Annotated in this window: 13 protein-coding genes; 2 read left to right on the top strand and 11 right to left on the bottom strand. The window is 70.0% G+C overall.

From position 1 onward, the window contains the following. Window positions 1–11 precede the first annotated feature (11 nt). Complete coding sequence (locus ACQHIV_RS26780) at window positions 12–353, top strand: cupin domain-containing protein (protein WP_427886223.1); 342 nt, start codon at window positions 12–14, stop codon at window positions 351–353. Here the strand turns inward: ACQHIV_RS26780 and ACQHIV_RS26775 are convergent. From ACQHIV_RS26775 to ACQHIV_RS26735, 9 genes are all read right to left on the bottom strand, one after another. After that, window positions 350–694 (bottom strand): YciI family protein, encoded by a 345-nt coding sequence (locus ACQHIV_RS26775; RefSeq protein WP_427886222.1) that lies wholly within the window; start codon window positions 692–694, stop codon window positions 350–352. The genes ACQHIV_RS26780 and ACQHIV_RS26775 overlap by 4 nt on opposite strands. Beyond that, window positions 691–1,641 (bottom strand): aldo/keto reductase, encoded by a 951-nt coding sequence (locus ACQHIV_RS26770; RefSeq protein WP_427886220.1) that lies wholly within the window; start codon window positions 1,639–1,641, stop codon window positions 691–693. Before ACQHIV_RS26770 ends, ACQHIV_RS26775 begins: the two co-directional genes overlap by 4 nt. 129 nt (window positions 1,642–1,770) lie before the next feature. Continuing rightward, window positions 1,771–2,913: a hypothetical protein gene (locus ACQHIV_RS26765; RefSeq protein WP_427896561.1), complete on the bottom strand. Its 1,143-nt coding sequence runs from the start codon at window positions 2,911–2,913 to the stop codon at window positions 1,771–1,773. Continuing rightward, a complete protein-coding gene (locus tag ACQHIV_RS26760) occupies window positions 2,897–3,949 on the bottom strand; it encodes a glycosyltransferase family 2 protein (protein ID WP_427886218.1) in 1,053 nt (350 codons plus the stop codon). The genes ACQHIV_RS26765 and ACQHIV_RS26760 overlap by 17 nt, the downstream gene beginning before the upstream one ends. Before the next feature lie 208 nt (window positions 3,950–4,157). Next, window positions 4,158–4,805: a Pr6Pr family membrane protein gene (locus tag ACQHIV_RS26755; RefSeq protein ID WP_427886217.1), complete on the bottom strand. Its 648-nt coding sequence runs from the start codon at window positions 4,803–4,805 to the stop codon at window positions 4,158–4,160. 103 nt (window positions 4,806–4,908) lie between these two features. Then, window positions 4,909–5,103, bottom strand: coding sequence for a hypothetical protein (locus tag ACQHIV_RS26750; RefSeq protein ID WP_427886216.1), 195 nt, complete (start codon window positions 5,101–5,103; stop codon window positions 4,909–4,911). Continuing rightward, the gene (locus tag ACQHIV_RS26745; protein ID WP_427886214.1) at window positions 5,103–5,717 is read right to left on the bottom strand and encodes a DUF2306 domain-containing protein; all 615 of its coding nucleotides are present in this window, start codon (window positions 5,715–5,717) and stop codon (window positions 5,103–5,105) included. The genes ACQHIV_RS26750 and ACQHIV_RS26745 overlap by 1 nt, the downstream gene beginning before the upstream one ends. Further along, a complete protein-coding gene (locus ACQHIV_RS26740) occupies window positions 5,714–6,370 on the bottom strand; it encodes a hypothetical protein (RefSeq protein ID WP_427886212.1) in 657 nt (218 codons plus the stop codon). The genes ACQHIV_RS26745 and ACQHIV_RS26740 overlap by 4 nt, the downstream gene beginning before the upstream one ends. Before the next feature lie 80 nt (window positions 6,371–6,450). Beyond that, complete coding sequence (locus ACQHIV_RS26735; RefSeq protein WP_427896559.1) at window positions 6,451–8,973, bottom strand: LuxR C-terminal-related transcriptional regulator; 2,523 nt, start codon at window positions 8,971–8,973, stop codon at window positions 6,451–6,453. A 116-nt stretch (window positions 8,974–9,089) separates the two neighbouring features. On the opposite strand from ACQHIV_RS26735, the gene ACQHIV_RS26730 reads away from it, so the two are divergent. Then, window positions 9,090–11,951: a S8 family serine peptidase gene (locus ACQHIV_RS26730; protein ID WP_427886210.1), complete on the top strand. Its 2,862-nt coding sequence runs from the start codon at window positions 9,090–9,092 to the stop codon at window positions 11,949–11,951. Window positions 11,952–11,986: 35 nt separating this feature from the next. On the opposite strand, the gene ACQHIV_RS26725 is transcribed toward ACQHIV_RS26730, so the two are convergent. Next, window positions 11,987–12,640 carry a hypothetical protein gene (locus tag ACQHIV_RS26725; protein ID WP_427886209.1) on the bottom strand — a complete coding sequence of 218 codons (654 nt, stop codon included), beginning with the start codon at window positions 12,638–12,640 and terminating at the stop codon, window positions 11,987–11,989. Next, window positions 12,637–13,134, bottom strand: coding sequence for a SigE family RNA polymerase sigma factor (locus ACQHIV_RS26720; protein ID WP_427886207.1), 498 nt, complete (start codon window positions 13,132–13,134; stop codon window positions 12,637–12,639). Before ACQHIV_RS26720 ends, ACQHIV_RS26725 begins: the two co-directional genes overlap by 4 nt. Window positions 13,135–13,202: the final 68 nt, after the last annotated feature.

The following is a 13,202-nucleotide window of genomic DNA, read 5'->3' as shown; positions in this document are numbered from 1 at the left end:
CGGAGGGGGCTATGAGCGACGATCCGGCGGTCACCAACCCGGAGTTCTACTCGGTGGTCTTCGAGAACGACCGAGTGCGCGTGCTGGAGTACCTCGACCAACCGGGGGACCGGACTGCTCCGCACTCCCATCCCGACAGCGTGATGATCACGCTCAGCGCCTTTGTCCGGCGCATCTCCGCCGCTGGTCAGGAGGTGCGCGTCGAGCTGCCGGCGGGCCAGGCGCGCTGGCTGGACGCACAGCAGCACGCGGGCGAGAACATCGGCGACACCAGGACGCACTCGATCTTCGTCGAGCTCAAGGAACCCAAACCCGGCGCCGAGACTGCCGCGGTGCTGGGCCCGAGACGCTAGCCTGCGATCTCCAGGATGTCGATGGGCGTGTGCGGGTCCGCCTCGGCGAAACGGAGAGCCCACTGCACGGCTTCCTCCTTCGAGTCGACGCGGATGATCGAGACGCCGGCGACGAGTTCCTTCGTCTCCGCGAACGGCCCGTCGATCACCCGCGGCTGACCCGGCACCGGGAACGTCACGCGGGCGCCGCGGGAGCTCGGCATCAGCCCCTCGCCGAGCACCAGCACCCCGGCCTGCCGCATCTCCTCCAGCACGGCGTCGGCGCGCTCGAGGATCTCCGGGTCCGGCGGGTTCCCGGCCTCCAGGCTGTCGTTGGTCTTGTGCAGCAGCATGTACCTCATAGCGCTGACCTTAATGCTCGCCAGAACCGTTCCGGGATCTCCAGATCGAGCCACGCCGCCGCCTCCGCGATCTCCCGCGGGCTCCGCGCCCCGACCACCACGGCCGGTACGGCGGGGTGCCGCAACGGGAACCGCAACGCCGCCGCCAGCAGCGGTACGTCGTACGTCCGGCAGACCTCCCGCAGTACGTCGATCCGCCGCAGCACGTCCCGCGGCGCCCGCGCGTACCCCGGCGGCGTACCGGCCGCGGTGTCCGCGAGCACCCCGCCCTGGAACACCCCGGCCGCCAGCACCGCCACGCCGTACTTGCGGCACAACGGCAGCAGCTCGTCCGCCCCGGTCCGGTCGAGCAGCGTGTACCGTCCGGCGAGCAGCACGAGGTCCGGGCCGCCGTCGGTCTCGCGGACGAACCGCGCGGCGACGTCGGCGTGGTTCACCCCGAGCGAGATCGCCCGGATCGTGCCACGCCCGCGCAGCTCGGTCAGCGCCCGGAAGGTCTCGGTCGACGCCCGCGGGAAGTCCAGGTCGGGGTCGTGGACGTGCAGGACGTCGATCCGGTCGATCCCCATCCGTTCCAGACTCGCCTCGAACGAGCGGATCGTGCCGGCGTACGAGTAGTCCAGCCGCGGCCCGACCCCCGCGGGCGGCTCCGCCCAGATCGGCTGCAGATCCGGACCGCCGGGCTCGATCAGCCGGCCGACCTTCGTACACAGCACGAACTCCTCCCGCGGCCGCCCGCGCAAGGCGAGCCCGGCGCGCTGCTCGGACAGCCCGTACCCGTACACCGGCGCGGTGTCGAACAACCGCACGCCCAGCTCCCAGGCCCGGTCGATCGTCGCCACTGCCTGCTGCTGCGGAACCGCCGCGTACATCCCCCCGACGGACGCGAGCCCGAGCCCCAGTTCGCTGCCCCGCAACCCCGTCCGCCCGAGCTCCACCGTCCGCATACGCCGGACGCTAACCGCCGCCACCGACAATGCCCGGACCGCCAGGCCATCACAATCGGCCGCTCCGCGCGCCTCCCCGCCTGGGCTCGACGGCCGCGGGCAAATTGTGATGGCCTGGGGATCCGGGACCTACAGCCGAAGGGTGCTCGGGGCGTAGTAGCTGCCCGGGTCGTCGCACACCGGCGCGTCCGTGAGCTGCGCCGGATCCTGCATCAGCAGGGCGTGGCCCTTCGCGATCGCGGGCTCCAGGTACTCGTGACCGGGCAGGTCCGCGACCGCCGTACGGCAGCCGAGCGCCATCCCCTCGAACAGCGCCGTCGTCGAGACACCGACCTGGTACGTCGCGCCCGCGAGCAGGTCGAGCGTGCTCCCACCCGTGGACAGCCGCACGCCGGGCGGGATCGTGTAGTCGGCGGGGCGCTCGCTCGGGTGCAGGCGGTACAGCACCTCCAGGTCCGGGTGCTGCTCGGCGATCGCCCCGGCCGTACGCACGAGCTGGGCGCCGATCGTGCCCTGCGAGAGGACGACCACGCGGTTCGTCTTCGGCTCGGGTGTCGGAAGGAACGTAGCGCCGGTGACATTGGTCCGCATCCCCGCCGGGAGGTCCGCCACGTCGGTCCAGTACGACCCGAAGCACCACAGCTCGTCCGGCTGATCCGCGACCTCCGGCCGGCCCGGGTAGCTGTACCCGAGGTGGAACGGGCTGATCGCGCCGTGCTGCAGCTCCACCACCCGGATCCCCAGATCGCGGGCCGCACCAACGATGTGCTGGTGGAAGTACGCGACCACGACGTACACCGTCTCGATCCGGTGCTTCCTGAGCAGCGCGCGGTAGAGCGCCCGCAGCCGCAGATGCTTCGGCACCTCGCGCGCGAGCAGCGCCCCGACCGGGACCCGCACACCGGTCAGTTTCTCCAGCGCTCCCGAGGCACCCCGGTCGTCGACGGTGCCGCGATGCACCGCACCGGCCGCCGACGTGAAGAAGTCGAGGTTCTTGCTGCCGTCGAGTGGTACGCCGTTGATCCCGGAGTCCAGGATCAGCGCACGGTTGCCGAGCAGCGTGCGGAGCTCGTCGGTGTAGATCTCGACACCGTCCGGTTTCCGCGGGTGCGGGACGACCAGCGCGTCGTACCGGCCGGGGAACGGGCTGCGCGTGACGATCCCGCTGATGTGCCGCGCGACCAGGGCAGCCTTGTCGTACGGGGTCCGGCGTACCGGATGGGGAGCGCCGTGGATCCCGCCGCGGCGGGTCAGCTCATGGAAGACGCGCATCCGGATGATCGGCCAGGGATGCATCCCCTTGATCTGCCACGTCAGCAGCTCCAGGTCCTGCTCCACCGTCCAGATCGCCCGGCACAGCTCCGCCACCGTCGGCCGAACCGTGCCGTTCCCGGTACTCGTCATGGTTGATCCCAACTATCCCGGCGAGACTACCGACGCCCGAGAAGAACCGGCGGACTGCCTTCAGCAGGTGCGTCTTCCGGCCGAGCAGCAGCCCGGCGAGGGCGAGCCCGAACGCGGAGACCACCCGGGCCGAAGCATAGGCCAGCACGAGTACGTAGCTGATCGCGCCCGGGCGGATCAGCAGCCGGCTGATCGTGTCGCCGCTGCCCGACCGGAACGCCCGCCGTACCAGCCAGCGCAGCGTCGTCCGGCCGACCGGGACGTCCTCGGCGATACACGCCTCCTCGCACCACACGATCCGGAACCCGGCCCGGTGCACGCGGAGGAAGAAGTGCAGGTCGCTGGAGCCGGTGTACCGGAACGCGGGGTGGAACCCGGGCGTGACCGCGTGGTAGACGCGGCGGCTGACCAGCGTGTTGTTCGTGTACGCCTTCTTGAGCTCCTCGCCGGTCGCGTGCCGGCCGGTCGAGTCGTGGACGTCGCTGTAGTGGTTCCAGGGCGGGGCGCCTTGCGGGAGATTGCCTTTCACCGGGCCGGTGACAACGTCGGCGCCGGTGGTCTCCCACGCCGTCAGGAGCGTCGCCAGCCAGCCGGGCGGGGCGACCTCGTCGTCGTCCACGAAGATCAGCGCATCGTCGTTCCAGCACAGCTCGACCGACCGCTCCCGGGCGAAGGGGATCCCCGGCTCCGCTTCCACCACCGACTCGATCGGGTACGGCGTACCCTCCCCGAACTCCTCCAGCACCCGCGCCGCCGACCCGTCCGCGTCGTTGTCCACCACCACGATCCGGATCGAGTACTCCCCGCCCGCCGGCAACTCCTGCGCCTGCAAACTCGTCAGCAACCCCCGCAACAGAGCAGGTCGCCTGAAGGTAATCACCGCAATGGCGACGCAGGTGCTCATGGCGCCCGAGACTATCGGTCCCCACCAGCATCCACCCAGTCACCAACCGTATCCGCCACCCCCATGTGGGTTTCCCCACCCCTCCACACCGGCTCACATGCCGGACTCCCGCATCCGTCGGGCCCGGCCTGTCAGGCGTCGGACGCTCCAGGTTCCCAGCCAGTTCGGTGGGCCCATGCCTCGTCGTGCGGCTTGAACACGATGACGATCACGAGCGCGCGGGGAGTTTCTTGTCGAGGGCTTTCAGGCCGGTGGCCAGGAGCAGGCCGAGGACCAGGACGAGGGCGGCATTGCGAAGGGCGGTGGCGAGGCCGAGGTCCGTCACGTTCAGGAACGGATACGGATACCAGTGCGTGAACGCGCCCTGCGTGAAGATGTACACGAGCCACGCGAGCGGCCACACGAACGCGAGTACGACGGCGCGCCAGGTCAGCCGCGGCCGCGGCCCCAGGTACAGCCAAGCCGCGAGCGTCGTCCACGGTGAGATGTAGTGGAAACCGATCGTTGCCGCCAGCGCCCAGCCGGTGAGGTGGACCTGCGGCGCGAGCACGATGGCGAACACCAGCCCGGCGATCACGATCCCGAGCAGCGAGTCCAGGCGCACCACCCGCCAGAACGCCCCGTCCCGCAGCGGCCGCAGTACGAGACAGACGGCCGCCGCGAGGACGATCAGGTTGCTCTGGATCGTGAAGAAACTGAACAACCGATACAACCGCGTCCCCAGCCCCACCGCGCCCCCGGTGTCCCCCGAGTTGGCGTCAGCCCCTCCGGCGAAGATCAGCACCAACTGAATCACCAGCGACGCGAAGATCACCGCCGCGATCCCACCATGCACCCACCGTGAGAGTTTCGACACCCTCGACATTGTCCGAGGCGACGAGCGCGCACCCGGCGAGGCGCGCCGCACCGCCTTCCTCAGGATCGTCAGGTCGGCCTCGGCGAGAACCCGCGGAGGAGTCCTAGCCGGCAGGTACGACGGAGATCAAGGTGAGCCCGAGGTCGCGGATCCGGGCCAGTACGCCGTGCAGCTCCGACTGGTCGGCGATCGTGCCGCGGAGTGTGGTGGTGCCGTCGGGCTGGGCGGTGACGGTGAAGTCGGCGAACCAGCCGGACCAGTGCGGGTCGATCCGGCCCGCGACGCGCAGTTCGTACATCAGGCCCGCCGCCGGACGACGTACTCGGCGATCGCGGCGTTGACGACCCAGCCGGCGCTGATCGGGAGCGCCGTACTGAGCTCGCCTGTCCCGAACAGCCCCTGCCCCACACCTTGTGTCAGCACCTGTGTCCCGGCGCCGAGACCGAGCGCGTACGCGCGGATCATCCAGGCCCGATGTACTCCGATCGCGCCCCGCCGGATCGCGCCGACGCCGAGGACCAGGCAACTGCCCATCGCACTCGCGACGGTGAGCCGGACCGCCCACAGCACCGGCCCGCCCGGAGCGCCGGAGTAGAACAGCGTCATCCACAACCCCGAGCCGGCCACGAGCAGGCCGGCAACAACGAGTACCCGCCCCGCTCGCCGATGCCAGTCGCGATGCGTACGCCGTACCCGCGCGGAGAACTGAAACGGGCCGACCACCGCGTACGCCGCAGCGCCGAGGACATGTACGACGACCGGCACCGGTGAAGCGTCGATGCGCGGGTTGTCCGGCATCAGCGCCGGGCCGCCGGCGACCTCGATCAGCCGGAGCGTCCCGGAGGCCAACGGGACGATCGTCAGCAGTACCAGCGCGAACGGGACCCAGAGGTCCGACCGCGCCGCCCTCATCGTGCGACCGCGACGGGCTGCCGCAGAGCGACGGTGGTCCGCCAGAGCGAGATGCCGAGCCCGATCATCGCGATGCCGTTCGGGTACGCGAGAAGGCGGTAGAACGCGTCCGGCATCACTGCCAGCGCAGCCGACACCAGACCGCCGACCGCGAGCAGTACGGCGGCCCAGCGCGCCACGACGCGGGCACGGAACAGCGCGATCCCGAGCAGCAACCCTCCGGCCAGGTAGGCGAAACCCTGCAGTTGCAGCACCACCCGCAGCGGGCCGATGTCCCCGGCCGGGTGGCCGCCGGTCGAGGCGGCGAGGACGTCGCTCACGTACGCCGGGTTCGTGCCGGCGATCGACGGCAGGACGTAGCCCGAGACGAAGGTCGTCGCCAGGATCGACAGGTAGCCGAGGCTGAGGACGACGTACCCGATCAGGCCGAGGAGGCCGTTCCGGCGGAGCTGGCTCAGGTACAGGCCGGCGATCCCGGCCAGGGCCAGCGACGCCATCACCAGCTTCAGCGTGGTGCGCACGAACAGCTCGGTGGTGACGATCGAGTGGATGTCCACGTGCGGGTGGCCGATCTGGACGCCGATGAAGATCGCTCCGGCGGCGGCCGCGGCGATGCCCGCGGCCCGGGTCAGGTCGGTGGTCGTGATGTTCATGTCCGAACTCCCTTGGTTTGCTGGATGTTCGGAACGTAGGTCGCGAGGTGGTGAGCCGGCGTCACCACATCTGGTGACATCTACAGCAGGCCGCGTTCCCGGGCCCGGCGGACGGCGCCCGACCGGGTGGTGGCGCCGAGCTTGGTGAAGATGCGTTTGGTGTGGGTGCGCAACGTGTTGAGCGACACGAAGAGGTGGCGGGCGATCTCGGGTCCGGTGAGCTCGGTGTCGAGGAGCCGCAGTACGTCGAGCTCGCGATCGGTCAGTGGCTCGACCATCGCGGCCGGTTGCGGGGCCACGAGCCCCTCGTCGATCAGTAGACGCTTGTACTGCGCGGGTTCCGGCGTTTCGGAGAACGTGCGACGCAAGGTCTCGGCCGCTCCGGCCCGATCCCCGCGAACCTGCTGAGCGAGTGCCCGCAGTACGCCGATCTCCAGCAGGCTGCCGGCCCGTCCAGCCGCGTCCGCCTCCAGGCCGTCGAGCAGTTCGCGGACGTCCTCGCCGCGGCGGATCATCAGCCGCGCAACGGTGAGCCGGCCGTACTCGTTCAGGTAGGAAGGCGTGTTCGGAATGTCGCGCGCCCACGCCTCGGCCGCGACCAGGTCGCCGGCCGCAAGGTGTATACGGGCCCGCAGCGCGGCGATCGGCCGTACGTCGGGATACGAGCCGGGGCGGTACCGGCGTTCCGCCTCGTCGAGCAGCCGTATCGCGTCCGCGAAATCCCCACGGGCCGCCCGGACCTGGGCCATCACGACGTACCAGCGATGCCGGTTCTCGGTGATCGATCCGTGTTCCGCCAGCGTTTTCGCGAGCTCGAGATGGGTCTCCGCGCTCTCCAGGTCGTCCAGTTCACGGTCCAGCTCGGCCAGTCCGACGTGCAGGTCGGCCGTCACGCGTGGGTACGGCGGCCCGTTCCGAACGGCGTTCTCCAGCGTCTCCGAATAGGTCTTCCTGGCCCGCGACGGCCGTCCCGCCGCCGTCCAGAGGTCACCCAGCACGATCGCGGCGTCCTGCTCGTCGACCAGGTTGCCCGCCGCGTGCAGTTCGCGCACGGCCGTCGAGAACGTCGACAACGCGTCCGCGACATCACCCTTCGCCCACGCGGCCAGTCCGAGGAACCCACCGCCGGCACCCCGGACGAAGTGATCGTCAGGACCCGCCAATTCCAACGCCCGCTCCGCACACCGCACGGTGGCCTCGACCTCACCCCGCGCCTGCGCCAACGCGGCCCGGTAGATCAGGATCATCGCCGGCGCCGTCCGCAGGTCCTCGGTGTCCGCCCACGTCCCGGCGATCTCACCCGAGCTCAACGCGGCATCGGCATCGTCGAGCCGCCCCTCCATCCCGGCCAGGTCCCCGGCCGTCATCGCCGCCCACCCGGCAACGATGCTCAACACGGGATTCCACCGTACGACGGAGTCCGGCAGCGCCCCGATCCACTCGAGCAGCAGCGCGTCCTGCCGCGTACGCCGTACCTCAGGCAGGGCCTCCTCGACCAGCCGCCCGGCCCGTGCGTGATCGCCGGCGGCCAGCGCATGCCGTACCGCTTCGGCCGTCGAACCCTGCCCGGCGTACCACTCGCTCGCCGCCCGATGCAGCCGCGGCAGCTCCTCCGGATACTCAGCCTGCAGCCGTGCCTGCAGGACGTCGCGGAACAGGTGGTGGTACCGGTACCAGTTCCGGCCGGCGTCCAGCGCGACCAGGAACACGTTTGCGCGATCCAGTTCCTCCAGCACCTTCCCGCCCGCCGTCTGACCCGTCACCGCGTCGCAGAGCGGACCCGTCAGCCGATCGAGCACCGACGTACGCAACAAGAACTCCCGCATCTCCGCGGACAGCCGGGCCAGTACCTCATCCGCCAGGTAGTCGATGACAAACCGATGGCTGCCGGTGAACGCCGCGATGAAGCCCGCGACGTCGGACACACCACGCAGCGACAACGCCGCCAACTGAAGCCCGGCCGCCCACCCTTCGGTCCGGTCCTCCAACGCCTGCACGTCCTCCGGAGCCAGCCGCAACCCCATCACATCGTTGAGAAACGCCCCCGCCTCGGCCGCGGCGAACCGCAGATCGTCCACCCGGAGCTCCGTCAGTTGCCCGCGGCTACGCAACCGGGCCAGCGGGAACGGCGGGTCCGCCCGCGTCGAAACGATCAGGTGCAACTGATCCGGCAGATTGTCCAGCAGGAACGCCACGGCCTCGTGGACGTCGAGCGACTCGATCACGTGATAGTCGTCCAGCACGAGCACCGCGTTGCAGTCCGGCTGCTCCGCGTAGTCGTTGACCACTGCCGTCAGCACAGCCGTCACAGGTACGTCGCCCTGCGGCTGGGCGACACGAATGCCCGGCAGCGCGGCCCACAGATGCGTCAGGAACCGCGCCGGCGCGTTGTCGCCGGCGTCGAGCGACAACCAGCCCGCCCGTTCCTGCCGCCCGACCCAGTCGCCGATCAGGGTCGTCTTCCCGAAACCGGCCGGCGCCGAGACCAGCGTGAGCCGGTGACCGCGCTCCAGCGTGCCGTCGAGCCGCTCGACCAGCCACGGCCGCGCCACCAGCCCGGACCGCCGAGCCGGCGCGAACAGCTTCGTGGCGATCACCCCCATCGACACGCTGCGATCATAAGTCCGGAAGTCTGTAACGCCGAGGGTCCTCCCGACGATTTAGGACCAGACCGCATGTGGTCTTTTCCCGCCCTGTCGAGGCCCTTTGGGGGTTTGTGGTGTTCAGTAAGCGTTTGCTGCGGCTGGTGTTGCCCGCGGCGATGATCGCGGGTGGCGTCGTGGTCGTCACCGGGTCGAGCGGTTCGGCGGCCGAGCCGCGTCCGTACCGGCCGCCGTTCGCGGCGGGGAAGCACAAGGCGGAGTACGACGCGCACTCCGTGATGGTGAAGTTCAAGCCGAAGGCAACCGCCGCCAACCGGCGGGCCGCGGTGTCGCGGTACGGCGCGACCGCCGAGGACCCGGTGGCGTCGAACGCGGTGAAGCTGACCAGTGACCTGCCCGCGACGGACCTGCTGAAGAAGGTCAAGGCCGACCCGACGGTCGAGCTGGCCTCGCTGAACTACAAGCGGTACATCTCCGCCGTCCCGAACGACGAGTACTACGCGACCGACCAGAAGACGTACCTGAACACGGTCCGCGTGCCGCAGGCCTGGGATCTGTCCAAGTCGACCGGCAGCCAGATCGTCGCGGTCCTCGACACCGGCGTGGACGCCGGCCACCCGGACCTCGTCGGCCACCTGGTCCCCGGCTACAACGCGGTCTCCAGCACCCGGCCGAACCCGGTCGACGACCACGGCCACGGCACCATGACGCTCGGTATCATCGCCGCCGCCGCGAACAACGGCATCGGCGTCGCCGGCGTCGGCTGGAACGTGAAGGCGATGCCGGTCAAGGTCCTCGCCTCCGACGGCGGCGGGTACGATGCCGACATCGCCGAAGGCATCGACTGGGCCGTCGCCCACGGCGCCAAGGTCATCAACATGTCCCTCGGCGGCCCCGACGACAACCCGGTCCTGCACGACGCGGTCACGCGCGCGTACGACAAGGGTGTCACCGTGGTTGTGGCCGCGGGCAACGACGGAGACGCTGCCCTGCAGTATCCGGCGTCGTACCCGGAGGTGATCGCCGTCGCCGCGACCGACGCCGGCGGGACGCTCACCGACTTCAGCTCGTACGGCGACTGGGTGGACGTCGCCGCGCCGGGCGTGGACATCCTGTCCACCGGTTCGCGATCGTTGACGCCGCCGGGGTACGAACCGTACTGGTACTGCACCGGCACCTCCTGCTCCGCGCCGATCGTCGCCGGCCTCGCGGCGCTGGTGAAGAACAAGTGGCCGACGTTCACGCCCGCCCAGGTCGCGCAGCGGGTCGAGGGCCTCGCCCGGGACGCCGGCCCGCGCGGCATCGACCCGTACTACGGCCACGGCATCGTCGACGCCTACCAGGCCCTGGGCGGTCGGTTCACCACCGACTTCCCGACCGCTGCCGCGGACGGTGACGACCAGCCCAGCCGGGCGCGGAGCCTGGCACTCGCGTCGCCGGTGACTTCGACGCTCGGCATCGAAGGCGACGTCGACTGGTACTCGTTCCCGTCCGCGTCGGCGCAGGATGTCCGAGTGTCTGTGCAGGGGCCGCTGTACGACTCCTCGACGTACTCGCAGAACGTCGGCCCGTCGTTCACCGTGTACGACGAGAACCTCAAGCCGCTCGCGCACGCCGAAAAGCCGTTCCCGCCGGTCGATTCCGACGGCTACGAGATCCCGTCGGTACTGTCGGCCGAGCAGAATGTCTCCTTGCCGGCCGGAACTGCGTATGTTGCGGTTCGCAACGTCAACGGCTCCAGGGTCACGCGCCCGTACACGGTGCAGGTAGTGGGTTCGCCCACCCCGGGTACGGCGTCAGGTACGGCATACCCGCTGCGGGACGTCGTACCGGCGGATCTCGCCTCCGGTGTGGCGGCGTCGACCGTACCGACGGTGACCTTCGCGCGGGACATGGACGCGGCGTCGGTGACCGGCAGCACCTTGTACCTCCTGGACGGGAAGACCGGGGCGCGTGTCGCCGCGACCACGACCTTCGACGCGGCGTCGCGCAAGGCCACCATCACTCCGCAGCAGCCGCTCCTGGACAACAGGGCGTACAAGATCGAGGGTGCCTCGCTGCGGGAGGCGGACCAGACCGTCGTACCGACTCTCCACACGGTCTTCAGTACTGCCGATCTGGCTCCGCAGAAGCTGACTGTGTTCAGCGGTAGTGGTGCCTACCTGGCGGCCAGCCTGGCGTGGACGATTCCGTCGACGCCGGATCTCGACCAGGTGATCGTGCGGCGGAACGTGGGTAGTAAGGCGCCGACGCCGACGACCGGGACGTTGGTGTACGCGGGGACGGGGACCTCGGTGAAGAACACTGGGCTTGCGCAGAACACGACGTACACGTACGGCGCCTGGGTGCTCGATCGGACCGGGCACTACAGCCCGGTCGCGGTCAAGCAACTGCTCGGGATGAAGTCCGGGATCGCGGTGACGTCGACGTTGGTCAACTACGGTGGGGCGATCACGGTCAAGGGGAGCACGCTGCGGATCGACAACAAGGCGTATGCCGGGTTGCCGGTGAACGTCTACGTTCGGCCGAAAACGTCGTCGAAGTTCACGCTGCTCGCGGCGTTGAAGACCTCGTCGACCGGGACGTTGTCGGTGGTGCACAAGCCGTTGGTTTCGTCGGTGTACATGCTGACGTTCCCCGGGAACGCCGACCTGATGGGGACCCGGACCGTGGACGTCACCGTGCAGGTGCGGCCGACGATCTCCGCCACGCTGTCGCCGGCGGCGATCAAGCTCGGGAAGACGACCGCGTTCAGCGGGTACGTCGCCCCGGCGCACGCGGGGAAGGTCGTGTACCTGCAGCAGTACGGCAACAAGGTGTGGAAGTCGATCGCGTCGGTGAAGCTCAGCACGTCCGGCAAGTACGCGTTCGGTATCCGGCCCGCGGTGCGCGGTCAGGTCGCCTACCGGGTCTGGTTCCCGGCCGACGCCGACCACGCCACGGCGTACACCGTGAACAAGATCGTCACGATCAGCTGACCGACTGACATGGCCCCCACCCTGACCGGTGGGGGCTATTTCAGTTCGACCGTCCACGGCCCGCTACGAAGGACGGACCAGTCCGCCGTGGGCGTGAGGGCCACGGAGTACTCCGTGTAGAGCTGGTAGGTGCCGGGCAGCAGCGGGGACCGGGTGCCGCAGTGGTCCAGCGGCACCGGGATGGTGAGCGTCTCGCTGGCGCCGGCCGCCAGCGTGAGCTGGATGGCGTTGGCAGCGATCGGGCCCATGGTGGCGACCACGGTGCCGTTCTTGACGACGACCACGCGGACCGCGTTCGCGGTCGACCCGTTGACGGTGGCGCGGGAGTCGTTGGTCAGTACGCCGGTCACCCGGCCGTACCCAGCCGCGCGCTGGATCGTCTGCTCGGCGATGGTCACGCGGAGCGGCGACTCGGCCGGATGCTGACCGGTGAGGGCGGCACCACAGCCGTGGGGAAACGGCACCGGAGCGGCCACCGGCGCCGCCACCTGAGGCGCCTCGGGGCGAGCGGCCCAGAAGACCGCGGACATCACCGCCGCGGTGGTCACGGCGGCGGTGACGGCGACGAGCCCGGTCGTCCGCCGACGCCGCCGGCGGATGCGGTGCGCTACGGCCTCCTCGGCGATGCCGACCGTCTCACTGCCGGCGGCCGCGGTGTTCAGCAGGTCGTGCAGGTTGTTGGACGTCATCGGACCCTCTCCTCATTCGTGCCGAGCAGCCCGGCGAGTTTCGCTTTCGCGTCGGACAGGTGGCGCTTCACGGTTCCTTCCGCGCACCCGAGTTGGTCGGCGATCTCGGGGACGGTGAGGTCCTCGTAGTACCGCAGGACGACGCACGCCCGCTGTTTCGGTGCGAGCGTTCCGAGTGCTCGCCGTACGGCGTCCGCGTCCGCGAGCCGGTCGTCGTCGTGGACCGGCGGGTCGACGAGCAGGTGCCTGGTCGCGTTCCACCGGAGCAGCCGGCGGCGGGTGTCGACGTACTGGTTGAGCATCGCGCGCCGTACGTACCCCTCGAGCTGGTCGATATCGCCGCCGCGCCGCAACCGGCCCAGCACGCGGACCAGCGCGTCCTGCACGAGGTCGCTCGCCGTACTCGTGTCGCCGGTCAGCAGGTACGCGTACGCGCGCAGCGCGCCGCCCCGGGCGGTCAGCAACTCCCGCAGGTCATGCTCCCAGCCGGTCATCGTCACCGTCCTTCCTCCACACCCAGGACGATCGGCCGGCCCGAAACGTTGGGTCGGATTGCTGTACC

Source organism: Kribbella polygonati, from assembly GCF_050320105.1.
In the GTDB taxonomy this organism is placed as follows: Bacteria; Actinomycetota; Actinomycetes; order Propionibacteriales; family Kribbellaceae; genus Kribbella.
This window is presented reverse-complemented; position numbering and strand designations above follow the sequence as displayed.

What these genes read in the sequence shown, in the direction of transcription:
- ACQHIV_RS26780 (WP_427886223.1), top strand. Translation starts at nt 12, where the DNA reads ATGAGCGACGATCCGGCGGTCACCAACCCGGAGTTCTACTCGGTGGTC.
- ACQHIV_RS26775 (WP_427886222.1), bottom strand. Translation starts at nt 694, where the DNA reads ATGAGGTACATGCTGCTGCACAAGACCAACGACAGCCTGGAGGCCGGG.
- ACQHIV_RS26770 (WP_427886220.1), bottom strand. Translation starts at nt 1,641, where the DNA reads ATGCGGACGGTGGAGCTCGGGCGGACGGGGTTGCGGGGCAGCGAACTG.
- ACQHIV_RS26765 (WP_427896561.1), bottom strand. Translation starts at nt 2,913, where the DNA reads ATGCGCGTCTTCCATGAGCTGACCCGCCGCGGCGGGATCCACGGCGCT.
- ACQHIV_RS26760 (WP_427886218.1), bottom strand. Translation starts at nt 3,949, where the DNA reads ATGAGCACCTGCGTCGCCATTGCGGTGATTACCTTCAGGCGACCTGCT.
- ACQHIV_RS26750 (WP_427886216.1), bottom strand. Translation starts at nt 5,103, where the DNA reads ATGTACGAACTGCGCGTCGCGGGCCGGATCGACCCGCACTGGTCCGGC.
- ACQHIV_RS26745 (WP_427886214.1), bottom strand. Translation starts at nt 5,717, where the DNA reads ATGAGGGCGGCGCGGTCGGACCTCTGGGTCCCGTTCGCGCTGGTACTG.
- ACQHIV_RS26740 (WP_427886212.1), bottom strand. Translation starts at nt 6,370, where the DNA reads ATGAACATCACGACCACCGACCTGACCCGGGCCGCGGGCATCGCCGCG.
- ACQHIV_RS26735 (WP_427896559.1), bottom strand. Translation starts at nt 8,973, where the DNA reads ATGGGGGTGATCGCCACGAAGCTGTTCGCGCCGGCTCGGCGGTCCGGG.
- ACQHIV_RS26725 (WP_427886209.1), bottom strand. Translation starts at nt 12,640, where the DNA reads ATGACGTCCAACAACCTGCACGACCTGCTGAACACCGCGGCCGCCGGC.
- ACQHIV_RS26720 (WP_427886207.1), bottom strand. Translation starts at nt 13,134, where the DNA reads ATGACCGGCTGGGAGCATGACCTGCGGGAGTTGCTGACCGCCCGGGGC.